The sequence below is a fragment of the Alloalcanivorax xenomutans genome, from assembly GCF_032810065.1.
GTDB lineage: Bacteria > Pseudomonadota > Gammaproteobacteria > Pseudomonadales > Alcanivoracaceae > Alloalcanivorax > Alloalcanivorax xenomutans.
On sequence record NZ_CP136538.1, the window covers coordinates 4,053,320 to 4,077,712 of the forward strand.

Annotated in this window: 22 protein-coding genes; 12 read left to right on the forward strand and 10 right to left on the reverse strand. The window is 61.3% G+C overall.

What is annotated here, in order from left to right; translation table 11 throughout:
• Positions 1–4: 4 nt before the first annotated feature.
• From xerC to RYH70_RS18765, 3 genes are all read left to right on the forward strand, one after another.
• A complete protein-coding gene (gene xerC / locus RYH70_RS18755; protein ID WP_317009498.1) occupies positions 5–913 on the forward strand; it encodes a tyrosine recombinase XerC in 909 nt (302 codons plus the stop codon).
• Positions 914–982: 69 nt separating this feature from the next.
• Entirely contained in the window at positions 983–1,690 is a 708-nt protein-coding gene (locus tag RYH70_RS18760) for an HAD family hydrolase (RefSeq protein WP_022994905.1), read from the forward strand.
• The gene (locus tag RYH70_RS18765; RefSeq protein ID WP_080531655.1) at positions 1,683–2,006 is read left to right on the forward strand and encodes a YqcC family protein; all 324 of its coding nucleotides are present in this window, start codon (positions 1,683–1,685) and stop codon (positions 2,004–2,006) included. Before RYH70_RS18760 ends, RYH70_RS18765 begins: the two co-directional genes overlap by 8 nt.
• Positions 2,007–2,159: 153 nt before the next feature.
• Here the strand turns inward: RYH70_RS18765 and elbB are convergent, their stop codons facing one another.
• From elbB to greB, 3 genes are read right to left on the reverse strand one after another with little or no spacing between them, the layout of a single operon-like run.
• A complete protein-coding gene (gene elbB, locus RYH70_RS18770; RefSeq protein ID WP_022994903.1) occupies positions 2,160–2,810 on the reverse strand; it encodes an isoprenoid biosynthesis glyoxalase ElbB in 651 nt (216 codons plus the stop codon).
• Positions 2,807–3,460, reverse strand: coding sequence for a DUF502 domain-containing protein (locus RYH70_RS18775; protein WP_022994902.1), 654 nt, complete (start codon positions 3,458–3,460; stop codon positions 2,807–2,809). The genes elbB and RYH70_RS18775 overlap by 4 nt, the downstream gene beginning before the upstream one ends.
• Positions 3,457–3,972 carry a transcription elongation factor GreB gene (gene greB, locus RYH70_RS18780; RefSeq protein ID WP_022994901.1) on the reverse strand — a complete coding sequence of 172 codons (516 nt, stop codon included), beginning with the start codon at positions 3,970–3,972 and terminating at the stop codon, positions 3,457–3,459. The genes RYH70_RS18775 and greB overlap by 4 nt, the downstream gene beginning before the upstream one ends.
• A 190-nt stretch (positions 3,973–4,162) precedes the next feature.
• Here greB and hemB point away from each other — a divergent pair, with 190 nt between their 5' ends.
• Entirely contained in the window at positions 4,163–5,173 is a 1,011-nt protein-coding gene (gene hemB / locus RYH70_RS18785; RefSeq protein ID WP_026948260.1) for a porphobilinogen synthase, read from the forward strand.
• A gap of 50 nt (positions 5,174–5,223) precedes the next feature.
• On the opposite strand, the gene RYH70_RS18790 is transcribed toward hemB, so the two are convergent.
• Positions 5,224–7,341, reverse strand: a complete 2,118-nt coding sequence (locus RYH70_RS18790) for a TonB-dependent siderophore receptor (protein WP_233925509.1) — start codon at positions 7,339–7,341, stop codon at positions 5,224–5,226.
• Between the two features lie 254 nt (positions 7,342–7,595).
• On the opposite strand from RYH70_RS18790, the gene ppk1 reads away from it, so the two are divergent.
• The gene (gene ppk1 / locus RYH70_RS18795) at positions 7,596–9,680 is read left to right on the forward strand and encodes a polyphosphate kinase 1 (RefSeq protein WP_022994898.1); all 2,085 of its coding nucleotides are present in this window, start codon (positions 7,596–7,598) and stop codon (positions 9,678–9,680) included.
• A 67-nt stretch (positions 9,681–9,747) separates the two neighbouring features.
• On the opposite strand, the gene RYH70_RS18800 is transcribed toward ppk1, so the two are convergent.
• Both RYH70_RS18800 and ppx read right to left on the reverse strand, forming a co-directional pair.
• Complete coding sequence (locus RYH70_RS18800) at positions 9,748–10,617, reverse strand: AraC family transcriptional regulator (protein ID WP_233925510.1); 870 nt, start codon at positions 10,615–10,617, stop codon at positions 9,748–9,750.
• A 104-nt stretch (positions 10,618–10,721) separates the two neighbouring features.
• Positions 10,722–12,212: an exopolyphosphatase gene (gene ppx, locus RYH70_RS18805; RefSeq protein ID WP_022994896.1), complete on the reverse strand. Its 1,491-nt coding sequence runs from the start codon at positions 12,210–12,212 to the stop codon at positions 10,722–10,724.
• Between the two features lie 208 nt (positions 12,213–12,420).
• Between ppx and trxA the strand changes: the two genes are divergently transcribed.
• The gene (gene trxA / locus RYH70_RS18810) at positions 12,421–12,747 is read left to right on the forward strand and encodes a thioredoxin TrxA (RefSeq protein ID WP_014996354.1); all 327 of its coding nucleotides are present in this window, start codon (positions 12,421–12,423) and stop codon (positions 12,745–12,747) included.
• 450 nt (positions 12,748–13,197) lie between these two features.
• Positions 13,198–14,457: a transcription termination factor Rho gene (rho, locus tag RYH70_RS18815; RefSeq protein ID WP_014996355.1), complete on the forward strand. Its 1,260-nt coding sequence runs from the start codon at positions 13,198–13,200 to the stop codon at positions 14,455–14,457.
• Between the two features lie 78 nt (positions 14,458–14,535).
• Here rho and ycaC read toward each other — a convergent pair whose 3' ends face one another.
• Complete coding sequence (gene ycaC / locus RYH70_RS18820) at positions 14,536–15,162, reverse strand: isochorismate family cysteine hydrolase YcaC (RefSeq protein ID WP_022994895.1); 627 nt, start codon at positions 15,160–15,162, stop codon at positions 14,536–14,538.
• 177 nt (positions 15,163–15,339) lie between these two features.
• Between ycaC and RYH70_RS18825 the strand changes: the two genes are divergently transcribed.
• The gene (locus RYH70_RS18825) at positions 15,340–16,251 is read left to right on the forward strand and encodes a LysR family transcriptional regulator (RefSeq protein WP_022994894.1); all 912 of its coding nucleotides are present in this window, start codon (positions 15,340–15,342) and stop codon (positions 16,249–16,251) included.
• Positions 16,252–16,290: 39 nt separating this feature from the next.
• Here RYH70_RS18825 and RYH70_RS18830 read toward each other — a convergent pair whose 3' ends face one another.
• Positions 16,291–17,208 carry an aspartyl/asparaginyl beta-hydroxylase domain-containing protein gene (locus RYH70_RS18830; protein ID WP_233918318.1) on the reverse strand — a complete coding sequence of 306 codons (918 nt, stop codon included), beginning with the start codon at positions 17,206–17,208 and terminating at the stop codon, positions 16,291–16,293.
• 113 nt (positions 17,209–17,321) lie between these two features.
• Here RYH70_RS18830 and ubiD point away from each other — a divergent pair, with 113 nt between their 5' ends.
• The 4 genes from ubiD (at position 17,322) to RYH70_RS18850 (ending at position 22,639) form a co-directional block, all read left to right on the forward strand.
• On the forward strand, positions 17,322–18,788 hold the full coding sequence (ubiD, locus tag RYH70_RS18835) for a 4-hydroxy-3-polyprenylbenzoate decarboxylase (RefSeq protein ID WP_022994892.1): 1,467 nt from the start codon (positions 17,322–17,324) through the stop codon (positions 18,786–18,788).
• Positions 18,789–18,860: 72 nt separating this feature from the next.
• Positions 18,861–19,784: an oxidoreductase gene (locus RYH70_RS18840; RefSeq protein ID WP_022994891.1), complete on the forward strand. Its 924-nt coding sequence runs from the start codon at positions 18,861–18,863 to the stop codon at positions 19,782–19,784.
• Between the two features lie 171 nt (positions 19,785–19,955).
• Positions 19,956–21,329: a D-arabinono-1,4-lactone oxidase gene (locus RYH70_RS18845; protein WP_063140995.1), complete on the forward strand. Its 1,374-nt coding sequence runs from the start codon at positions 19,956–19,958 to the stop codon at positions 21,327–21,329.
• Entirely contained in the window at positions 21,326–22,639 is a 1,314-nt protein-coding gene (locus RYH70_RS18850; protein WP_063140997.1) for an alanine racemase, read from the forward strand. Before RYH70_RS18845 ends, RYH70_RS18850 begins: the two co-directional genes overlap by 4 nt.
• Here RYH70_RS18850 and RYH70_RS18855 read toward each other — a convergent pair.
• Together RYH70_RS18855 and creD are read right to left on the reverse strand one after the other, a co-directional pair.
• Positions 22,539–22,985, reverse strand: coding sequence for a tetratricopeptide repeat protein (locus RYH70_RS18855; RefSeq protein ID WP_317009499.1), 447 nt, complete (start codon positions 22,983–22,985; stop codon positions 22,539–22,541). The genes RYH70_RS18850 and RYH70_RS18855 overlap by 101 nt on opposite strands.
• Positions 22,982–24,331: a cell envelope integrity protein CreD gene (gene creD, locus RYH70_RS18860; RefSeq protein ID WP_026948265.1), complete on the reverse strand. Its 1,350-nt coding sequence runs from the start codon at positions 24,329–24,331 to the stop codon at positions 22,982–22,984. The genes RYH70_RS18855 and creD overlap by 4 nt, the downstream gene beginning before the upstream one ends.
• Between the last annotated feature and the right edge of the window lie 62 nt (positions 24,332–24,393).

The window sequence follows — 24,393 nt, forward strand, 5'->3', positions numbered from 1 at the left end:
CCCCATGACCGCCGCCAGCGACGCTGATTGGGTGGCGGATTTTATCCGTCATCTGGACAGCGAACGGCGGCTTTCCGCCAACACCGTCAAACATTACCGCCGCGATCTCGAACGCGCCCGTCAGGCCCTGGACGGCCTCCACTGGCGCCACGTCACGGTGCACGATCTGCGCGCCCTGGTGGCGCGGCTGCACCGGGATGGTCTCGGCGGGCGAAGCCTGCAGCGTCTGCTGTCCACTTTGCGCACTTTTTTTCATTTCCTGATCCGGGAAGGCAGGGTCAGCGACAATCCCGCCCTGGATATTCGTGCTCCGAAAAGCGGCAAACGGCTGCCCAAGGCCCTGGACGCCGACCAAACCCGCCATTTGCTCGATAGCGAAGAGGCCAGCGGCACGCCGCTGGACCGGCGCGACCAGGCGATGATGGAGCTGCTCTATGGCTGTGGCCTGCGGCTGGCGGAACTGATCAGCCTGAATCTGGACAGCATCGACATCACCGCCGGCCAGGTACGGGTCACCGGCAAGGGCAACAAGACCCGCCTGCTGCCGGTGGGCAAGCCGGCCCTGGCCGCCCTGCGCCGCTGGCTGTCGGTGCGAGGCCAGCTCACCTCACCGGACCAGCCGGCTTTGTTCGTCAGCCAGCGCGGACGGCGGGTGTCACCGGCCACGGTGCAGCAGCGCCTGCGTCAGGCGGCGGTTAAGCGGGGCCTTGGCGAGCATCTGCACCCGCATAAGCTGCGCCATTCCTACGCCACCCACCTGCTCGAATCCTCCGGCGACCTGCGCGCGGTGCAGGAGTTGCTCGGCCACGCCAATCTCAGCACCACCCAGGTCTATACCCACCTGGATTTCCAGCATCTGGCACGGATCTACGACGACGCCCATCCACGCGCCCAGCGCAAGAAAGACGATTGATCACGGCGGGTTGATCGGGGATAGTGGATAGCCTGCTGCCCCGATCAACCCGCTGCTCTCCGATTCCCTATGACTGGACTGAAACTGATCACCTTCGACCTGGACAATACCCTCTGGCCGGTGGATGAGGTGATTCGTCAGGCGGAACGCACCTGCAGTGCCTGGATCGCCGAGCATCATCCGGAGGCGTCCGCGGCTCTGACCGCCGAGCGCATCCGCTCGGTACGTGACCGGCTGATCGGCGAGCAACCGGACTATCTCAATAATCTGACCCGGCTGCGCCGGGACGCCATGGCCCAGGCCTTTATCGAGGCCGGCTTCGCCGAGCGCGAGGCCCGCCACATTGCCCAGGATGCCTTTCTGGTATTCCACGAAGCACGCAATAAAGTCAGTTTTTTCCCCGGCGCGCTGGAAGTGCTGGAAACCCTGGCGGACAGCTACACCCTGGGCGCGCTCAGCAATGGCAACGCCGACCTGAAGCAAATCGGCATTCGTGATTTGTTTGCTTTCCATCATTCCGCGGAAAGCATCGGCAAACGCAAACCGGAAGCGGACATGTTCCATGCCGCCCTGCACAGCGCCGGCGTCAGCGCCACCCAGGCGGTGCACGTGGGCGACCATCCATTGGAGGATGTGGACGCGGCGCGCCAGCATGGTTTCCATGCGGTGTGGGCCAATCTGATCGATCTGTCCTGGCCTTCGGACCTGGATCAACCGAGCCATTACATTCACAACCTTCACGAACTTACCGACCTGCTGCCCCTGTTCGATGACTGATCAAACGCAACGCCTCACCACCCTGCTCGACCAACTGCAACGGGAACTGCAACGGCTGGATCTGTGGGAAACACAGCCACCGGCCCCCGAGGCGTTCGACAGCGTCGCCCCGTTCTTCGCCGATACCATGGTATTCAGCCAGTGGCTGCAATGGGTGTTCATTGCCCGGTTCCGGGCCCTGCTGGAAGGGGAATACCCGCTGCCGGCGCAGTGCGACGTGGCACCGATGGCGGAGGAAGCGCTAAAGGATCTGCCTCAGGACACCGAGGCGCTGGTGACGGTGCTGAAGGAATTCGACGACCACTTTCCGGGGTAGAATCCCCACTTTCTCCGATCCCTCAGCATGGCGACGAAGCCACTGTGGGAGGCCGGCTTGCCGGCGAAGGCGTTTCCAAAATGCTGGAAGGACTTCGCTTGCGAGCAAGCTTCCCACAGCGGCTTCGCATCAATGCGGGAGCCACTCCCGGGGCTAACCCGCCATGGACAGAATCTTGTCCACCAGCTTCTCGATCCCCGCGGCGGCTTCCTTGATGCTGCCGGCTTCCATGTAGGCCGGCGTGGTCACCAAACGGTTTTCCTCATCAACGACAAAATCGTCCACCGGACACGGCTGATGACGCCCGCCCATCTGTTCAATGGCGGCGGCCACTTCGGTGTTGGAGCCGATGGTACAGGTGGCATCACCAAACAGCAGACCGGTCATGGTCGGAGAAATGCAGATCAGGCCCACGGGCTTGCCGGCCTTGTGCACGGCCTGGATGAAGTCCTTCACCGGCGGGTGGATACTCATCTCCGCCCCTTTGAAGGCGAAGTCACACAGGTTCTTGGCGACCCCGAAACCGCCAGGCACGATCAGGGCGTCATAGTCTTCCGCTTTCGCCTGACCCAGCTCGATCACTTCACCACGCGCCAGCCGCGCCGCTTCCTTGAGCACATTGCGGGTCTCGCCCTCATCCACTTCACCGGTGAGGTGATTGATCACATGCGCCTGATCGATGTCCGGTGCGATGCATTGATAGGCCACACCGGCCCGGTCCAGGGCCAGCAGGGTAATGGTGGTCTCATAGATTTCGCTGCCGTCATAGACGCCACAGCCTGCCAGTAATACGGCCACTTTCATGATTGCTCTCCTCGTATTTCGGATCCGTCACTGTCACCCCGCAACAACTGACCACTGCCAGCGCCGCAGGCCACCACGGATTTCATCATCTGCTCGACACCCACTTGCGGGTGCCGGGTCACCAGATCTTCGTGCACATGATATATAAAACCGGTGGTGGGATTGGGCCCGGTGGGCACGAACACGGTCACCCGGCCATTGCCATGGTGCGAGGTTATCAAACCCATCACCGAGACGTCCGCCTGACGTCCGTACAGCCATATCTGGGCCACTTCGCCCCGATGAAAAGGACTGTCCTCATCCTTGCCGAAAACCTGAAGAATGATTTCCTTGACCAGCCGGTAGCCCGGCAGCCGGATCATGGTGCGCGCCTCGAAGCGCTGCCACAACCAGCTTCCCAGGCGGGTCGCCACCAGGGTGCCCACCAGGAAACAGAACACTACCAGCACCGCCACCACCACCCAATCAGCGGCGAACTTCGGCAATCCGAAGGTATGCACCACGAACCGGGTGAACGGCGCGATCAGGCTGGTGACCGCATCGTAAAGCCACTTGAAGAAGAACGCGATGATCGAGATCGGCAGCAGAATGATGACGCCGCCGATCAACGATTTGCGCACGAAAAACCAGAAACCTCGATCCGCTTTCATGGGGCTGCTTCCGGAAACTGATACCAGATTTTGTTGACGTAAAGACAACGTTCCCCGGCGGGGGTTCTCACCCAGGCTTCGTCATCCTCCCGTTTACCAAGCAAAGCGCGGGCCAGGGGCGCGTCGACGCTGATGTAACCCTGTCCACCGTCGGCCTCATCCGGCCCGACCAGACGGTACCGATGAGTGTTGCCATCCTCGTCCTCCACTTCCACCCAGGCGCCAAAGAAAACCTTGCCGGTATCCTCCGGCGGCCGGTCCACCACCACCATGCCGTCCAGGCGTTTGCTGAGAAAGCGGATCCGGCGATCGATCTCGCGCAACTGCTTCTTGCCGTAGATATACTCGGCGTTCTCCGAACGATCCCCCTGGGCGGCGGCCTCCTGTACCGCCTGCGTCACCTGGGGACGGGTTTCTTTCCACAGGGTCTGCAATTCCCGGTTCATGGCCTGATAGCCCTCGGGCGTGATGTATTTGGAACCCGGGGTGCCCCGGGGTCGCCAACGTCCCATAGCCTTCCTCAATGGATCAACCTTGCCGGCATTGGTAAACTGCCCGGCGCACATCGCGCTATCATCTCGCGATTGTTACGTCACAGCCAGCGGCGCCCCGCCGCCCTGGCGCCGATCGGCTTACCGAGTCCCCATCGAGGCTGATGAACCAAGGCTTTCAAACACGACTCTCACTGTAAGGTAACGCCCTATGTCCTTTCCCCGTGCACCCTGGCCGCACACCCGCATGCGTCGCATGCGCAAAGACGATTTTTCCCGCCGCATGATGCGCGAGTCCGTGCTCACTCCCAGCGACCTGATCTACCCCGTGTTCATCATCGAAGGCGAGAACCGTACAGAAACGGTGGCTTCCATGCCCGGCGTGGAACGCATGAGTATCGATCTGCTGTGCCGTGAGGCGGAGCAACTGGCGGCCCTGGGAGTACCGGCAATGGCGCTGTTCCCGTCCACTCCGGCGGAAGCCAAAAGCCTGGACGCGGCGGAAGCCTGGAACCCGGACGGCCTGGTGCAGCGCTGCACCCGCGCGATCAAGAAGGCGGTGCCGGAAATGGCGGTGATCACCGACGTCGCCCTGGATCCGTTCACCATCCACGGCCAGGACGGCATCCTCGACGAAGACGGTTATGTACTCAACGAGGAAACGGTGCAAGCGCTGGTGCGCCAGGCTTTGTCCCATGCCGAGGCCGGCGCCGATTTCGTCGCGCCATCGGACATGATGGACGGCCGCATCGGCGAGATCCGCCAGGCACTGGAAGACAACCACTATATCCTCACCCGCATCATGGCTTACTCCGCCAAGTACGCTTCCGCCTACTATGGTCCGTTCCGCGACGCGGTGGGCTCCGCCGGCAATCTGGGCAAAGCGGACAAGAACACCTACCAAATGGATCCGGGCAACTCCGACGAGGCGCTGCACGAAATCGCCCTGGATCTGGCCGAGGGCGCCGACGTGGTGATGGTGAAACCGGGCATGCCTTATCTGGACGTCATCCGGCGGGTCAAGGACGAGTTCAAGGTGCCGGTGTTCGCCTACCAGGTGAGCGGTGAGTACGCCATGCACATGGCCGCCTTCCAGAACGGCTGGCTGGACGAGGACAAGGTCATGATGGAGTCCCTGCTGGCGTTCAAGCGGGCCGGCGCCAGCGGCATCCTGACTTATTTCGCCAAACGCGCGGCGCAAAAACTGGCGGAACGCAACTGAGACTCTGGTGAAGGAAGGCCGGAAACACGCCGGCCTTCCCCTTCTCCATATCAGAACCGGTAACGCACATCCCCCAGGATCATCCGCCGCTCTCCATAACCGCAGTCATAGCCCTCGCCCCGGCACCAGGAAACGTATTCCTTGTCCGCCAGATTCTTGCCGGTAAGAGTGAAATCCCAGGGCCCGGTGGTGTAACCGATCATGGCGTCATACAACGTCACCGACGGCACCTCGGGCCCAACACCATTTCCGTAATCGTAGCCAACGGTCGTGCCCTGGTAGCGGACACCGGCACCGAAGCGCAAGCCGTTCTCCATTTCGTATTTACCCCAGGCGGAGGCAACTTCCTCGGCGACGAAGGGCAGCCGCTCCCCGCTGGTATCCTGCTTGGCGTCCAGTTTGGTGTAGCTCGCCAACAGGCTGAGGTTGCGCCACCGCTTCTTGATACCGACTTCCCAGCCGTCGGCGGTGGCACCGGTTTGATCCACCTCCTGGGGGTTGGTCCCCGACGTCATGACCCGGTTGGTTTCCTCGATATCGAACCAGGCGGCGGTGACTTCCCAATCCTTGGCGGGTGAAAGGTACTTGATGCCCGCCTCGCGCTGTTCACCGGTGGTGGGATCGAGCGACTGACCACCGGAGGTCCCCAGATTGGGAACAAACGATTCCGAATAGCTGATGTAGGGTGACAAACCAAAATCGAACCGGTACATCAGGCCGAGACGGCCGGTGGTGGCGTGATCGTCCTTGTCGGTGTCCGCGCCATTCACCACCAGCGTGGTGCTGGTGGTGTCGTCATAACGCAGGGCGCCGGACACCACCACGCGGCCCACTTCCATGTGATCGACCAGGTAAACGCCCGTCTGTTTCAGCTCATTGTCGTTCATGTCCTGAGGATCAAGGGCCGCGTAATTGACGTCGCCGTAGACCGGATCGTAGACGTTGATCGGCGTACCCACCCCGGAGAAGGTGTTGTCCTCGGTCCAGAGCGCGTCCTGCCGATCCACTCCGATTACGATGTTGTGGTGGGTAACGCCCACGTCGATGTTACCTTTGAGGCGGACGTCGAAGTTCAACACCTCCGTGCCCTTGTCGGACATGTAGATGGCCCGGTTGATCATGCCGTCGGCATCCGGCGGGGAGCCGATGGCGGCCCAATGCTCCCGGGTCTCGGTGTCACTCTCCGAATAACGTGCGGTCAGGCCGATGGACCATTGCTCGTCAAGACGCTGATCGACCAGCAGCGAAACCTCATCCCGGCGGCGGTCATAGCGGTCCCAGTCGGGCTCACCGACAAAGGTTTCGGACCCGATATCACCCAACGGACCGGGATCGATGGTGCCCTCGGACGGCAGAAACTGGGCGGACACCGCCCCGTTATCCTCCTGACTGTTGAACAACAGGCTGATGGTGGTGTCATCGGTGGGCAGCCAGGTGATGGACGGCGCGAACAAATAGCCATCGTCGTCGACGTGGTCCACCTGCGTGCCGCTGTCACGCTTGAGGGCCACCAGTCGATACAGCAGCCTGCCATCTTCCGACAGAGGGCCGGTGACATCCGCGGCGATCTGCTTGCGATCGAACGAGCCCACCTGCGCCCACAGCTCCCCCTGCTTTTCCGCCTTCGGCAATTTGGAAACGGCATTGATGATACCGCCCAGTTCCGATTGTCCATACAGGACCGAAGAAGGCCCCTTGAGAACCTCGATACTTTCCAGGGCGTACAGGTTGGGGCGCACCGTATTGTAGGAACCGTACAGATAACGCAGCCCGTCGACATAGAACGACGGCTCCATCCCACGCACCTTGGCCGAGTCGATCCGGGTATCGAAGCCGAAGTTACCGCTATGCACACCGGGCGAATACAGCAAGGCATCCTGGATATTCTTGGCGCCGGTATCTTCCATGGTTGCCCGGTCCACCACCTCGATGGCGAACGGCTGGCGTTCCACCGCCACCGGCAGTTTGCCGCCCGCGGCGGGCCGGTCCAGCGTAATGTAGTTTTCGCGCTCGGGAGCGTCCGTGCTCACCTCCACCGGGTCGAGTACATTGGTGGCCGCCTCGGCCAGGGCCAGGGATGGTGAAAAAGCCCAAAGGGGCAGCAATACCCCGGTCAAACCAAGGGGACGGCCCCCACCGCGCACCCCGGTCACTGTGTGATGATTCATGATGACTCCCATACTGCATGGACATTGGCAAGATCATCAAATGATAACAATTATCAATACGATAAGCATTAGTATATTAATTTCACAAACTTGCATTAATCCTTCTTGACGCTGCTGGCGATGCCCCCTGCCACCTACCCCGGGCGTGACCACCACAATCCATGGTCTGAACGAAAATCTATTTGGTGGCTGTCATTGCCATGTCATATTAGTGTCATCCAATAGAGGGCCTCTCCCCGGGCCAGGATGTCATCATGAACGCCAACGCCAATCAGCCGTCCATGGACTTGAGCAACCCCGACAACTACATCAACCGCGAACTTAGTCTGCTGCAGTTCAACCTGCGGGTGCTGGAGCAGGCCATGGATGAGCGCCATCCCCTGATGGAGCGCCTCAACTTCCTGCTGATTTTCTCTTCCAACATGGATGAGTTCTTCGAGATCCGGGTCGCGGGGTTGCGCAATCAGATGGAAACCGGCACCGGCACGCCGGGACCGGACGGTATGCTGCCTCAAGAGGTGCTGGCGGAGATCTCGCGCATTACCCACGAAGCGGTGCAGCGCCAATACCACATCCTGCAGGACATCCTGCTGCCGGCCCTGGCCGAGGAAGGCGTCCACTTCCTGCGCCGCGAGCATTGGACGGAAGCCCAGGCCGAGTGGGTCAAGAAATACTTCCGTGACCAGGTCTACCCCGTGCTCACGCCCATCGCCCTGGACCCGGCCCACCCGTTCCCGCGACTGGTCAACAAGAGCCTCAATTTCATCGTGCCACTGGACGGCAAGGACGCCTTCGGCCGTTCCACCGGTCTGGCCATCGTGCCGGCACCACGATCATTGCCTCGCCTGATCCGGCTGCCCGATGAGGTGTGCGAAAACGGCGACGATAATTTCATCTTCCTCTCTTCCATGATCCATGCCCACGTCAGCGATCTGTTTCCAGGCATGAAAGCCACCGGCTGCTACCAGTTCCGCGTCACCCGCAACGCGGATCTGGAGGTGGACGAGGACGTGGAGGATCTGGCCAGCGCGCTCAAAGGGGAGTTACTGTCCCGGCGCTACGGCGACGAGGTAAGGTTGGAAGTGGCGGATAACTGCCCTCAGCATCTGATCGACTATCTGCTGGAACAGTTCGAACTGGGCCAGGTGGATGCCTATAAGGCCAATGGGCCGGTGAACCTGGCGCGCATGTTCACCAGCGTCAACCGGCCGCGCCTGCACTACCCGCCATTCACGCCCCGGGTGCCGGCACCGGTGCGCAAATACGAAAGCATTTTCGATGCCATCGACCAGGGCGATATCCTGCTGCATCACCCGTTCGAGAGCTTCAGCCCGGTGGTCAATCTGTTGGCCGAAGCGGCCCGGGATCCCAAGGTTCTGGCGATCAAACAAACCCTGTATCGCACCGGTACCAACTCGGAGATTCTCGATCATCTGGAGACCGCCGCCCGTAATGGCAAGGAAGTCATCGCGGTGGTGGAACTGCGCGCCCGCTTCGATGAGGAGTCCAACATCGAGGGGGCCCGCCGCCTGCAGGAGGCCGGCGCCATCGTGGTATACGGCGTGGTGGGCTATAAAACCCACTCAAAAATGCTGCTGGTGCTGCGCCGGGACGGCGACGGCATGAAACGCTACGCGCATCTGGGCACCGGCAACTATCACACCAAGACCACCAAGTTCTACACTGACTACGGGCTGCTCACCGCCGAGCCGGGAATCTGCCAGGACGTGCACAAGATCTTCCAGGAACTCACCGGCATGGGTAAGGCGGCACGGCTCAAGCAACTCAAGCATGCGCCGTTCACCCTGCATCCAAGCCTGATGGAATGGATCGAGTTCGAGACCGAGCAGGCCCGTGCCGGCAAACCGGCGCGGATCATCGCCAAGTTCAACTCCCTCACCGAAGAGCACATCATGCAGGCGCTGTACCGGGCCAGTCAGGCAGGGGTGGAGATCGATTTGATCGTGCGCGGGATCTGCTGTCTGCGACCGGGCATTCCCGGCCTGTCGGAAAATATCCGGGTCCGCTCCATCATCGGCCGCTTCCTGGAACACACCCGTATTTATCATTTTCACCACGCTGGCGAGGATCTTGTGTACTGCGCCAGTGCCGACTGGATGGACCGCAATCTGTTCAACCGGGTGGAAACCTGCTTCCCGGTCAATGACCCCAAACTCAAGAAACAGATATTGGAGGAAGGCCTGCACTTCTATCTGCGCGACAATACCCAGGCCTGGTTGCTGAGCGCGGACGGCAGCTACCGGCGGGCCGAACCCGCCCCCGGCGAGGAGCCGTTCCTGGCTCAACAGGCCTTGCTGGAAGCACTCAGCAACGGTTGAAACCACCCTTGCTTCCTTGGTGGAGCGCGGCGGAGACTCTGCCTCCGCCGCGCCATTAGTACCCGAGTCAATCTCGTAACGGCAGATAGAGATCCGTTATCAGCTCGTGCTCCGGGGTTTCCGGCATCAGATTCAGATAGTGAAAGAACAACGGAAAATCCCTTAGCTCCTCGCCGCTTTCCGGCAGCCATTCCCGGTAAAGGAAGTACGCGCCATCGCCGATACGATCATGGGAACCGAAATGCCGTACCACGGCGCAACGGCCGGCGGGAATCACTTTGTTCCTCACGCCCTGAGGGTTTTCCGGCACTTCCGCGCCCACCGTCCCGCACACCTCGAAGCGGAACTGCTCTGGCGCCGCCAAAGCGGGATCATCGTGCGCCAGGCCATAGGTGGCACTGGTTTTTACCGGCGACAGACCGGTTTCCTTGCGCCACTGCATAAACCGTTTGGCGGTGTCGTTGACGGTCTCCGGGGGCCCTATGTGCTCCAGAGCCGCGACGCGGGTCTCGGGGAAATGAACGATCTTCACTTGCATATTGGCTGTCCTTGTTCGAATCGGGAAACGATACTGTTGATTCCACGGCTCCCAGGCCGGGTCTTGACGGAATTGAGTCGGTGTTTGCCCGAAGGCCTGCTTGAACGCCCGTGAAAACGACTCCGGATTTTCGAAGCCCGCCTCCAGGGCTATATCAATAACGCGGGTATCATCTTCAAAGGCCAGTTGGTAAGAAGCCCGGCGCAACCGCATCAGTTGGATATAGCGGCATACGCTGATTCCGGCGTACAGGGAAAACTGGCGGTGAAAGTGGAACTTGGAAAAGTTCGCCACGCGGCTCAAATGATCGACCGAAAGATCCTCGGACAAATGGTCATTGATGTAATCAAACACCAGCCCGAAGCGGTCGTCATACTTCACCGCTTTACTTTCAGCCATACCGCACCTCCTCAACACGCGGCCACTATGCCCGCGGGCGGCGGCGGCATCCTGACCGAAATTGCTGAGTTTCGGGGAAAAACCGGGGCGCGCGCCCCGGTGGATCAGATCACCACAAGACGGTAGTCGCTGCTCTGGAAGAACTCCTGCTCCTGTTCCAGATCCGCCTGGGTCAGCGGGTGTTCCTCCAGCCAGCCTTGCGGGAAGCTCAGCGTCAACACCTTGCCGTCGGCGACCAGGCTTAACGGCGGCAGCGGCTCGGCGCTGCGTGCATGATGCAGGCGACAGGCCAGACGCAGCAGCAGGCACAAGCGCAGCAGCGGTTCCCGTTCTTCATCGTCCCATTCCGACAGCGCCGACAGCGGCAACTTGCGGCGGTGGCCGCGCACCAGCAGCGCCACCGCCGCCTGTTCCTGACGCGAGAAACCGGGCAGGTCGGCGTTGGAAAGCATATAAGCGCCATGCTTGTGGAACTGGCTGTGAGAGACGGTCAGGCCCACTTCATGCAATAACGCCGCCCAGCGCAGGGTATCCAGCAGCGCCTCATCATCCAGCGACCACGCCTCCGCCACCGACCGATGCAACGCCATCACGGTGTCGTGTACCCGGCGCGCCTGGGCCGGCTCCACCCGGTAGCGGTCCATTACCGCCTGCACGCTGCGCTCACGGACATCCTCATGGGTAAAACGCCCCAGCAGGTCATAGAGCAACCCTTCGCGCAGGGCGCCGGCGGATACCGTCATATGGGTAATGCCCAGCTGCCGGAAGATCCCCAGCAGGATGGCCAGCCCGGAGGCAAAAATCGGCTTGCGGTCCTCGCGTAAACCTTTCAGGGACAAGGCGTCCGCGGACCCGGCTTTCACCACTTTGCGAGCGATTTTCTCCAGCGCTTCCAGGGTAATGCCATGATCAGTGAGGCCTCCTTCCTCACACACCTGGGCAATGGCTTTGATAGTGCCGGAGGCACCCACCGCCTGAGTCCATCCCATCCGCCGGTAATTGGCCTCGATCGACAGCACTTCCTGGCGAGCGGCGGTGACCGCTCTGGCCATGCCCGCCTCGGTGATACGGCCATCGGCGAAGAAGCGTTGGCGGAAACTGACACAGCCCATATGCAGGGACTCGGTCTCCACCGCCTCGAACCCTTCGCCGATAATCAGTTCACTGGAACCGCCGCCGATGTCCACCACCAGCCGGCTGCCGCCATTGGCGGCGAGACTGTGAGCCACCCCCAGGTAAATCAGGCGAGCTTCTTCACGGCCGGCCACCACCTCGATGTCATGGCCAAGAACCTGCTCGGCACGGGCGATAAACGCCTTGGCGTTACGCGCCATGCGCAGGGTGTTGGTGCCCACTACCCGGACATTGCCCCGGCGCACTCCGGTGATCCGCTGAGCAAACCGGGCCAGACACTCCAGTGCCCGCTGTTGGGTTTCCTCATCCAGTCGGTTGTCCCTGTCCAGACCGCTGCCCAGCTGCACCTTTTCCGAGAGACCTTCCAGCAGGCGTACTTCTCCCTGATCCTGACGCGCCACCACCATATGAAAGCTATTGGAGCCCAGATCGATGGCCGCCAGTTGCTCGCCTTGTCGCAAATTGTTCCCTCTCTGCCAAGCTGCGGAAATGGCGACCGTCACCGGCGCGCCCCGTGGTTTGATTTTCGGCGCCGCAACGGCGCGCCGCAACCAGCAATCGCCCCCGTCATAGGGTCCGGCTGTCAGCGTAATCGACCTTCACGCTTGAAATCCCACGTTGGCGGCCCGATAGTATCAATCCCGCGAAACCCTTAAGCAGGAGATATTCATGAGCGGCGAGATTATCAACGTGACCGACGCCGACTTCGAGGACAAGGTCCTCAAGGCGGACGGTCCGGTTCTGGTGGACTACTGGGCACCGTGGTGCGGCCCGTGCAAGATGGTGGCGCCGATCCTGGAAGACCTGTCCAAGGAATACGCCGACAAGCTGACCATCGCCAAGCTGAACATTGATGAGAACCCGGATACCCCGCGCAAATACGGCGTACGGGGCATCCCGACCCTCACCGTGTTCAAGAACGGCGACGTCGAAGCCACCAAAGTGGGCGCGCTGTCCAAGTCCCAGCTCTCCGCTTTCCTGGACAGCACCCTGTAGTACGCTGTCAGTCCCGGCCAGCCCGTAATCAATTCGTCCCCTATCCGTTTGATTATGGGCTGGACAGGCGCCGACCCACGGTGGTACATTCCAAAACCAGCGTTTTCGCACCCTCAAGCAGGGGATCTCTAATTCATTTGTTCTTGAGTTAAGATTCACCCATGGCCTCGCGTCAGGGGCGGCATCGGTGGGTGATTTTCGGCAGGGGGACATCCCTTCATTACCCATGATTCGACAACAGGCCTGAGCACGCCGGCCGGATGTCCTGATATTTCCCACCGAAACCTCACGAACCAATCAATTAGAGATTTCCACGGCTTTGCCGGCTAAGCGCTCCAGAACGACGTGCCCTCATCGTAGGGACAACGAATCCGGTAACCGGACTTTCATAAAACAACACCGTCCCCAGGTGTTTTCCAATCATTCATTCTCTAGACACCCAACACACCAATGAATCTGACCGAACTGAAGCAGAAGCCTATTGGCGAACTCCTGGACATCGCCAAGGAACTGGGCCTGGAAAACCTGGCCCGTACCCGCAAACAAGACGTCATCTTCTCGATTCTGAAGAGAGCCGCCAAAAACGGCTCGGACATTTACGGCGACGGCGTCTTGGAGATTCTTCAGGATGGCTTTGGCTTTCTACGTTCCGCCGAAGGCTCCTATCTGGCGGGACCGGATGACATCTATGTGTCTCCAAGCCAGATTCGCCGCTTCAATCTGCGCACCGGCGATACCATTTCCGGGAAGATCCGGCCTCCCAAGGATGGCGAACGCTATTTCGCCATGCTCAAGGTCAACGAGATCAACTTCGACAAGCCGGAAAACGCCAAGAACAAGATTCTGTTTGAAAACCTGACGCCGCTGTTTCCCACCGAGCGGTTGGTCATGGAAGTGGGCAACGGCTCCACCGAGGACATCACCGCCCGGGTGATCGATCTGGTGGCACCGATCGGCAAAGGCCAACGCGGCCTGATCGTGGCCCCGCCGAAAGCCGGTAAAACCATGCTCCTGCAGAACATCGCCCACTCCATCGCCCGCAACAACCCCGAATCCCACATGATCGTGCTGCTGATCGACGAACGTCCCGAAGAGGTGACGGAGATGTCGCGCACGGTGCGCGGTGAGGTCGTGGCCTCCACCTTCGACGAACCGCCCGCTCGCCACGTGCAGGTGGCGGAAATGGTGATCGAAAAGGCCAAGCGTCTGGTCGAGCACAAGCAGGACGTAATCATCCTGCTGGATTCCATCACTCGCCTGGCGCGCGCCTACAACACCGTGCAGCCCAGCTCCGGCAAGGTTCTGACCGGCGGCGTGGATGCCCACGCCCTGGAGAAACCGAAACGTTTCTTCGGCGCCGCCCGGAACATCGAGGAAGGAGGCAGCCTGACCATTCTCGCCACCGCGCTGGTGGAAACCGGTTCCAAAATGGACGAGGTGATCTACGAGGAGTTCAAGGGCACCGGCAACATGGAACTGCACCTGGACCGCAAGGTATCCGAAAAGCGTGTATTCCCGGCCATCAACATCAGGAAGTCCGGTACCCGTCGCGAAGAGCGGCTGGTCAGCGAAGACGAATTACAGAAGATGTGGATCCTGCGCAAAGTGCTGCATCCGATGGATGAGATCGGTGCCATGGAGTTCCTGCTGGATCGCATGAAACAGACCAAGACCAATCTGGAATTCTTCGAGTCCATGAAGCGCAAATAACCCGCGCTCACCTCGAAGAAGACGACGAAAGGCCCGTCCCGGATGCCGGAGACGGGCCTTTCGCGTTTTTACACCGGCTTATTTGCCGGCGGTGAGCGTGTTGTAGCTGGTCATCAGATTCCGGTAATCCGGGATATGCTTCGAGAACAACGCTGCCAGGCCTTCAACGTCGTTACGCCAATCACGGTGCAATTCGCAGGCGGTACCGAACCAGGTCATCAGTTGGGCGCCGGCGGCGGACATCCGGTCCCAGGCGGCATCCCGGGTAAGCGGATCGAAGGTACCGGAGGCATCGGTAACCACGAATACATCGAAATCCTCCTCCAGTGCCGACAGCGCCGGAAAGGCCACGCACACTTCCGTCACCACACCCGCGATGATCAGCTGCTTCTTGCCGGTGGCTTTCACCGCCTTGACGAAGTCCTCGTTATCCCAGGCGTTGATCTGCCCCGGCCGGGCAATATAGGGCGCATCGGGGAACAGTGCTTTCAGCTCCGGGATCAGCGGGCCGTTGGGACCATCCTCGAAGCTGGTGGTCAGAATGGTGGGCAGATTGAAGTACTTGGCCAGGTCCGCCAGTGCCAGCACGTTGTTGTTGAACTTGTCCGGCTCGATGTCCCGAACCAGCGACAACAAGCCCGCCTGATGATCAACTAATAACACGGCGGCATCGTCTTTATTCAAACGGTTGTATTGCTTACCCATGATCAATCTCCTCAATTGGTTTGCCTTGCCCGTTGGGTTATCGCTGCCGACAACCTCGTCGAAGGATCAAGATGTCGCGGATGCGAACATCTTGATGATCATGTTATTAATAGGACTCCGAGTCGTGTAGATAGCAAATTTGCCACTCAGTGTTCCATTAATGGAACGATAACAGGGTTGATCTTGGAAAACCTCAACGACCTCTATTACTACGTGAAAACCGTGGAGCACGGCGGTTTCGCCCCCGCCGGTCGCGCCCTTGGCCTGCCCAAGTCCAAACTCAGCCGGCGTGTGGCGGCGCTGGAGGAACGCCTGGGCGTGCGCCTGTTACACCGCTCCACCCGGCATTTCTCCGTCACGGAGATCGGACGCACCTACTACGATCACTGCAAGGCAATGCTGGTGGAAGCCGAAGCCGCCCAGGACGCCATAGATAGCGTACGCGCCAGTCCCAAAGGCGTCATCCGGCTGACCTGCCCGGTAACCCTGCTGCATGTGCATATCGGCGCCTTTCTGGCGGATTTCATGACCCGCTACCCGGAAGTCACCGTGCATCTGGAAGCCACCAATCGGCGCGTGGATGTGATCAACGAGGGCATTGATGTGGCGATTCGCGTGCGTCCCCCGCCTTTGGAAGACAGCGATCTGGTGCTGAAGGTGCTCTCGGACCGCCACCCTGCAATGGTGGCCAGCCCGGCAATGGTGGCGCGTCACGGTCTGCCGGCGACGCCGGAGGCGCTGAGCGAATGGCCGAGCCTGGCGCTGAGCAATCCGCAATCCAGCTATGTCTGGGTTCTGTACGGTCCCAATGAGCACCAGGCCACCGTGCCCCACCATCCCCGCTTCGTCACCACCGATATGATCGCCCTGCGTCGGGCCGCGGTGGCGGGAGTCGGCGTGGTGCAATTACCGTTACTGGCCGTGCGCCGGCAGTTGGATGACGGCAGCCTGATCCATCTGCTGCCGGACTGGGCACCGCGCCGGGATATCATCCACGCCGTGTTTCCATCACGACGGGGGCTGCTACCCGCGGTGCGGACCCTGATCGACGAGCTGGCTCTGTTTTACCAGTCCTTCGAGGAACGCTGAGCGAATGGCCGGCCGTGACATCACAACCCGCGGACGGAATCAGCGGATAAACAGCCAGTAGAACAGCGCGCCGATCATCAGCCACTTGAGAATGTAGTAGAGGCGTCGGTTGCGCTTTTTCAGATCCTTGGCTCTGGCCCGGGCCTTGTAGACCACATCGAACACCTTATTGAGCAAGCCGACACGGTCGCCTGCCACATTTTCCGTGCTGGTGGCACGCACCACCACGGTCTTGAAGACCCGATTGATGGCCGTGGCAAAACGGTAACGCAATGGCCGTTCCACATCGCAGAACAGGATCAGCCGATCCTGATCGGTGTTGTTTTCCGCCCAATGGATGAAGGTTTCATCGAACACCACGTCCTCACCGTCGTGCCAGACATGCCGCTCACCGTCGACGTAGATGGCGCAACGGTCGTCGTTGGGGGTCACCAGGCCCAGGTGATAACGCAGGGAGCCCGCGAACGGGTCACGGTGTTTTCCCAGCTTGGCGCCGGCGGGCAGCATGGCGAACATGGCGGCGTTGACGCTGGGCACCTGGTTGACCAGCGCCACCGAACGGGGGCAGAGCGCTTCGGCGGAAGGCTGGGAATCGTCGTACCATTTGAGATAGAAGCGTTTCCAGCCGGTACGGAAAAACGAATGAAACGCCAGGTCATTATCGCTGGCGGCCTGGCGAATATAGCCCTCGTCGAACAGCCTCATGGCCTCGTCGCGGAATACTTCCCAGTTGTCGCGCAGTAGATCCAGATCGGGAAAGGCGGAGCGATCCAGCAGCGGCGTGTTTTCCACATCGCTGGTGGCGTATACGAAGCAGTTATAGGGCCCCATGATGGTGGAATGATCCAATAACTGGCGGCTGAATGAATGCCGGATCCGACCGCGGAAGTGCACATAGGTCCCGCACACAATGAAGGTGTACAGCACCAGCATCTTCCCTGACCATAACCATGCCACGAGTCATCCTCCCCTGGGTTGGTGGCGGCGTACGAACGGGTATTGTACACCCGGACTGTGGCAACATAGTGTTCACATTTTTCTATCACCTTGACCGGGAAAGTAAATCGCCCATGAAATACCGCGATCTGCGCGACTTCATTCAGCAACTGGAACAGCAAGGCGAATTAAAACGGATCAAAGCCGCCGTGGACCCGCGCCTGGAAATGACGGAAATCTGCGACCGCACCCTCAAGGCCGGCGGCCCGGCGTTGTTGTTCGAAAACCCCAAGGGCTTTTCCATTCCGGTTTTGGGCAATCTGTTCGGCACCGAACGCCGGGTGGCGCTGGGCATGGGCCGGGACTCCATTGACGAACTGAGAGAATTGGGAGAGTTATTGGCGTTTCTCAAGGAGCCGGAGCCGCCCAAGGGATTCCGTGACGCCTGGAGCAAGCTGCCCATCTTCCGCAAAGTCCTGAGTATGGGGCCGAAGCTGCTGAGCAGCGCGCCCTGTCAGGAACAGGTCCTCGAAGGCGGCGACGTGGACCTGTTCCAACTGCCGATCCAGACCTGCTGGCCGGAGGACGCCGGCCCCTTGGTGACCTGGCCGTTGGTGATTACCCGTGGCCCCAACAAGGAGCGTCAGAATCTGGGGATTTACCGCCAGCAACTGATCGGCCGCAACAAACTGATCATGCGCTGGCTGAGCCACCGCGGCGGCGCCCTGGACTTCCAGGAATGGCGTCAAGCCCATCCCGGGGAGCCGTTCCCGGTGGCGGTGGCGCTGGGCGCTGATCCCGCCACTATTCTGGGCGCGGTGACGCCGGTGCCGGATACCCTCAGCGAATACGCTTTCGCCGGGCTGCTGCGCGGCGGCAAGACCGAACTGATCAAGGCCATCGGCTCCGACCTGCAGGTTCCCGCCAGCGCCGAATTCGTGCTGGAAGGGCATATTTATCCCAATGAATACGCCGACGAGGGCCCCTTCGGCGACCATACCGGCTATTACAATGAGGTGGAGCGTTTCCCGGTCTTCACGGTGGAGCGCATCACTCACCGCCGCGCCCCGATCTACCACAGCACCTACACTGGCCGCCCCCCGGATGAGCCGGCGGTACTGGGTCTGGCGATGAACGAGATCTTCGTTCCGATCCTGAAAAAGCAGTTCCCGGAGATCGAGGATTTCTACCTGCCGCCGGAGGGCTGCTCCTATCGTATGGCGGTGGTGACCATGAAGAAGCAATACCCCGGCCATGCCAAAAGGGTAATGATGGGGGTGTGGTCGTTCCTGCGGCAGTTCATGTACACCAAATTCGTCATTGTCTGCGACGACGACGTCAACGCCCGCGACTGGAAGGACGTGATCTGGGCCATTACCACCCGCATGGACCCGCGACGTGACACCGTGCTGGTGGACAATACCCCAATCGACTATCTCGATTTCGCCTCCCCGGTGGCGGGACTGGGCTCGAAGATGGGACTGGACGCCACCAGCAAATGGCCCGGCGAGACCGACCGCGAATGGGGGCGAGCCATTACCATGAGCGAAACCGTGAAGACGCGGGTGGACGAGATCTGGGACAGCCTCGGCATCGATTAGCGGTCTGTCCTCGGAGATCGCGGCTCATAAGCCGCGATTTGCCCGTTGCCCGGCACCGAGGAGGACGCGACGATGAGCTGGAACCCGCAAGACATGCCGGAGCAACAATCCCGCACCGCCGTGGTGACCGGCGCCAACAGCGGCATCGGCTTCGAAACCGCCCTGGCGCTGGCCGATAAGGGCGCCCGGGTGGTTCTGGCGTGCCGCGACCTGGCCAAGGCGGAAGCGGCCCGGGAAAGGATCCATGAGAAGACCGGCGGACGCGGCGAAATACAGATCGTGGAACTGGACCTGGCCAGCTTGAACAGCGTGCGACGTGCCGCCGATACGCTGCGCGAACGCTATCCCCGGCTGGATTTGCTGATCAATAACGCCGGTGTCATGTGGCTGCGTCAAGGCCGCACCGAGGATGGCTTCGAGCGCCAGTTCGGCGTCAATCACCTCGGCCACTTCGCCTTGACCGGTCTGCTGTTGCCGGCGCTGCGCGACGTGCCGGATTCCCGCATCGTCACTGTCAGCAGCCTGGCCCACAAAGCCGGCCGGCTGCATTTGGATAACCTGCAGTTGGATGGCCGCTATGGCCGGCAACGGGCCTATGCCCAGTCCAAACTGGCCAATCTGTTGTTCTCCCTGGAACTGGAAAGACGGCTGCGCGCGGCGGAGGCCTCGACGCTCTCCGTGGCTTGCCACCCTGGCTTCGCCAATACCAATCTGGCGGAATCCGGCGTTGCCCGGGAAAGCCCGTTCGGGGTGGGCTATATCGCTCGCTGGCTGTGGCCCTTCTTCACCCAGAACGCCGCCCGCGGCGCCGCGCCCACACTCTATGCCGCCACCAGTCCGCAAGTGCAGGGCGGCGGTTATTACGGCCCCGCTTACCTTAAGGAAGCGGTGGGCCCGCCAACACTGGTGCACCCCAGCCGCCGCGCCCGTGACGCCGACGTCGCGGCCCGCCTGTGGGAGCAATCCGAGGCCCTCACCGGCGTCCGCTACCCCTGATCAGAACCGCATTATTGGTGACCGGCGCCTATCGCGGTCCCGCGGCCCGTCCGAGGGAAACCGTGCAACGAATTGGCAGGTGGGCGTGCGTGCCACGCAGCTGCTGGTGCTGGCTTCCTTTTTTCTTTTATGGCACGTTAGTACCATTAAAAAGAAAAACAAGGATTATCCATGTTGCCAACACTGTCACGACGCACCCTGCTACAAGCTCTGCTGGCCACCACTGGCGCCGCCGTACTGCCCTTCAGCTCCCGTGCCCTGGCCGGATCAGCCGCCTCCTGGCACAACTGGTCCGGCAACCAGAGCGCCGCACCGAAACAACTCCATTACCCCTCCAAGGCGAGCGAGCTGTCCCAGCTGTTGGTCAACAGTACCGGCACCGTGCGGCCCTTCGGTGGCAGTCATTCCTTCAGTCCGATCGTCCCCACCGAGGACACCCTGATCTCACTGGAGGCGTTCAACGGTCTGCGCGACCAGGATGACAACGGCAATCTGACCTTCGGCGCCGGCACCCGCCTGGGCGCGGCGTCCGCCCAGGCCTGGCAGGCGGGTTACAGCTTTCGCAACGAGCCGGACATCAATCTGCAGTCCCTGGCCGGCGCCATCGCCACCGGCACCCATGGCACCGGCATCACTCTGCCCTGCCTCAGCGGGCAAGTGGCGGGGCTGCAGCTGATGCGTCCGGATGGCGAGGAAGTCACGCTTACGGCCGCCGACGGCGACGCTTTCCTCGCCGCCTGTTGTGGTCTTGGCGCCCTGGGCGTGATAACCGCGGTGACGCTGCGCGCCGACCCCGCCTACCGTCTCCGCGAGCACACCTGGACCCTGCCGCTGGATGAGGCCATCGACTTCGTCAACGCCAACCGGCACCGCTATCGCAACATCGAATTCTTTGCGTTCCCTCTGGGGCGCACCGCCATTATCAAAACCATGGAACTTACTGACAGCGCGGAGGAGGCATTGGAGCAGGACGACAGCAACGACTTGCTGGAAAAGGTCTGTGAGCTGAGTCTGCGGGCCCCCTGGCTCACCAGCACCCTGCAGAAACTGGTGACGCTGTTCGTCAGCGATGAGGAACGCCAGGGACCGGCCCATCGAATTTACGCCAATCGCCGCACGGTCCGCTTCAATGAAATGGAATACACGGTGCCCGCCGATGATGGCCTGGACTGCCTGCGCGAGGTCTGTGAGCGGATCCGCGATCAGGACATCAACGTGTTCTTTCCCATCGAATACCGCTACACCGCCGCCGACGACACCCTGCTGTCCATGTTCAGCGAACGTGCCGGCGCCAGTATTTCCGTGCATCAGTACTACAAACAGGACTACCAGCCGCTGTTCGACGCGGTGGAACCGATCTTTCAGCGCTTCGCCGGACGGCCTCACTGGGGTAAGTTGCACAGCCTCGACGCGACGCGCCTGCGCTCCCTCTACCCGCGCTTCGACGATTTCCTGGCGTTGCGTCGTGAGTTCGACCCCGAGGGCAGAATGCTCAACCCCTATCTGCGCCGGGTATTGGGTATCGAAACCGGAGGCCGCCAATGAAACGACGCCATTTCCTGCTTGCCCTGGCCGGCGGCGCGGCGCTGGCCTGGTGGCTCAAACCCGGTGATCAGGGCCACCCCCACGCGCCCTACTTTCAGACGCTCAACGATACTCTGCGCGAAGGCCCGGGGCGGCCGCTACTGCTGATTGACCGGGAACGACTGGCCGCCAACTGCGCGCAACTGATGGCCGGACTGCCGGCGGGCCGCCACTACCGCATCGTTGCCAAGTCTCTGCCCAGTGTCCCGCTGGTACGCGAAGTCATGGCGCTGACCGGAACACGCCGGGTGATGGTGTTTCACCAACCGTTCATCACCGCCATGGCGGCGGCGGAGCCGGACTGTGATCTGCTGCTGGGCAAGCCCATGCCCGTGAGCGCCGCCGCTCTGTTTTATCAGACGTTGCCCGCAAACGGTTTTGATCCGGACCGGCAATTGCAGTGGCTGATCGACAGCCGCGAGCGCCTGGAACAGTATCTCGCTCTGGCCCGGCGCTTGAACCGGCGGCTGCTGATCAATGTGGAAATCGACGTGGGCCTGCATCGTGGCGGCCTCACCGGAACCGAACAACTGGACGAGTTGCTGGCGTTGATCCACGCCCACCCCGAACACCTGGCCTTCAGCGGCTTCATGGGTTACGACGCTCAGGTGGGGAAACTGCCCGGCTGGATCGAGGACCGCGACACCAGTCTGCGCAAATCCCAGGATCGCTATCGTGCTTTCGTCGAGCGTCTGTATCAGCTGGAACCGGCCTACCGGAAACAATCGCTGACCTTCAACGGCGCCGGCAGTCCGACGCTGCGCTTGCACGGTGACGACACGCCATTGAACGAACTGGCCGCCGGTTCCTGTCTGCTCAAGCCCACCGACTTCGACCTGGATACCCTGGAGGACTTCCAGCCCGCCACCTTCATCGCCGCTCCGGTTCTGAAAAGACTACCGGGGCTGCAATTGCCTGGGCCGCTGCCCCTCGGCGAAATCTGGTCCTGGTGGGATCCGAACCGGCGCCAAACCTATTTTATCTACGGCGGTGCCTGGAAAGCCGAACCCGCCTCCCCGCAAGGCATTCGCGCCAATCCAGTGTATGGCATCAGCACCAACCAGATGATGTTCAACGGCGCCCCCGCCACCGCCCTGCGCGAGGACGACCAGATCTTTTTCCGTCCCACCCAGAGCGAGTTCGTGCTGCTGCAGTTCGGTGACCTGGCGGTTATCGAACAAGGCCGGGTACACGCTTGGTGGCCGCCCTTCCCGCAACAGCCGGAAACCGCTCCGGTTGCGGCAAGGACGGGCGCGGCAGACGCCACGTAAGCGCGGCGGGCAGCGACTGACCGGCCGGCATTTGAGCGGCCATCATCTGGTCCGCATAGTCCATCAGCAGCCGTCCTCTGAGCGGCGCGCCCAGCTGGCACCAGGTCACGCCCAGATTGAATACGGTGTTGGCGTCATCCCGGTTCCATACCAATGCGCGTTGGAAGCGGCACAGAGCGCGGGGCCAGTCCCCGCGCCGTGCCCAATAGATTCCCTCGATACTGCACAAGGCCGCGTTCTCCGGGTAACGTTGCCGCAACCCCTGCAGCTCTTCCTCGGCCTGTTGCCAGCCCCCGCCATCGATCAGGCCGCGCAGGCGCAGCGCGTGTTCGCATCGCACGCTCATGATGATGTCCCTCCCCGTTGAGCCAGCCCGTGCCAATCGACCCGGCGAGTCAGAATCATCACCGCGGCCAGCGCCGCGAACAGCAACAACGACCCCATCAACAGCGCGTAGTCCTCGGCCATCAGGATGCCGAACAACAACCCCAATACGATCAACTGCGCCAGGGCGAATCCCCAGCCCGCCAGTTTCGACTTCAGCACCGCGCTCAGGTACACCCCGATCAGCCCCACGCAGGCCACCGCGCCCGAGACATAGGCCCAGACAAAGTCCACGTGCTCACCCAGCGCCACCAGCAGCAGGTAAAACATCGCCAGCGCCAGCCCCACCAGCAAATACTGCATCGGGTGCATGGCCACCCGGCGCATCACTTCGAACAGGAAGAAGGCGGCGAACGTCAGTCCAACAATCAGAAAGCTGTACTTCAAGGCCCGTTCACTGGAAAGCAGACCGGTGACCGGCTGCACCAGGTCAACGCGTAAAAGCTGGCTGTCATCCCTGCAATGACCATCGCTTTGCAGGCAGTCGATGGCGCTGGAAGCCGCCAGGCTGTTGGTCTGCCAGCGGCCGATGAAACCGTCCTCGCTGACCTCCCGTTCCGCCGGCAGCATCAGTCCGGAGAAGCTCGGATGGGGCCAGTCGCCACGCAGGGTCATTCGGGTTTCCTTGGCCATCGGTAGCGCCGCCAGACTGGTGCTGCCATTCAGGTTCAAACGCAAACGCACCGTGAAGGGGCCGGACAGATCCTCCGGCAAAGGCGCCGCCACCACACCACCGCCCTGCAGCACCGAGGGCATCGACGCCGGCTCCACCAACGGCAAGGTGCGCTCGCCGATACGTAACGCCGGCCGCTCCACCAGGCCGCGCAGGTCACCAACCCGAAACACCAGCAGCGGCGTGCCGGACGATACGATGGAGGCATCCGCTTTGGCGGCCTGCAGCCATTCCGCCGGGAAACGCGCCTCCAGTTCAATCACGCTCTGATACACCGGTGTACCGTAAATGCCACGGTACAGCATGCGGCTTTGCAGATTGCCTTGGATGTCCAGGGTATCCGGCAGATAACGATCCAGATCACGGCGTAGCTTGCGGCGCGGGCTCACCGCTTCTTCCTCGGTGGCATCGCGGGTGCTCTCCGTCGCCCAGTACTCGCGCACGCGCGGCACCATCAACAGCGGCCCGACCAACGTCTGTTCCTTGGCGAATTGGTTGCTGATTTCGTAGCTCACCAGCCGCGCGCGGTTCTGGCGCTCATCGATTTTCACCTGAATCATCAGCAGCGGACCAACCAGCACCAGCATCAGGCCGCAAATCATCAGGATTTTCCGTAGTGGACTGTAAGAAGCCATGGGTCACTCCCCTCTTTGGAGTGCCCAGCTTGCCCGCGCCGTTTGAGAGGAGTGTGGGGGTT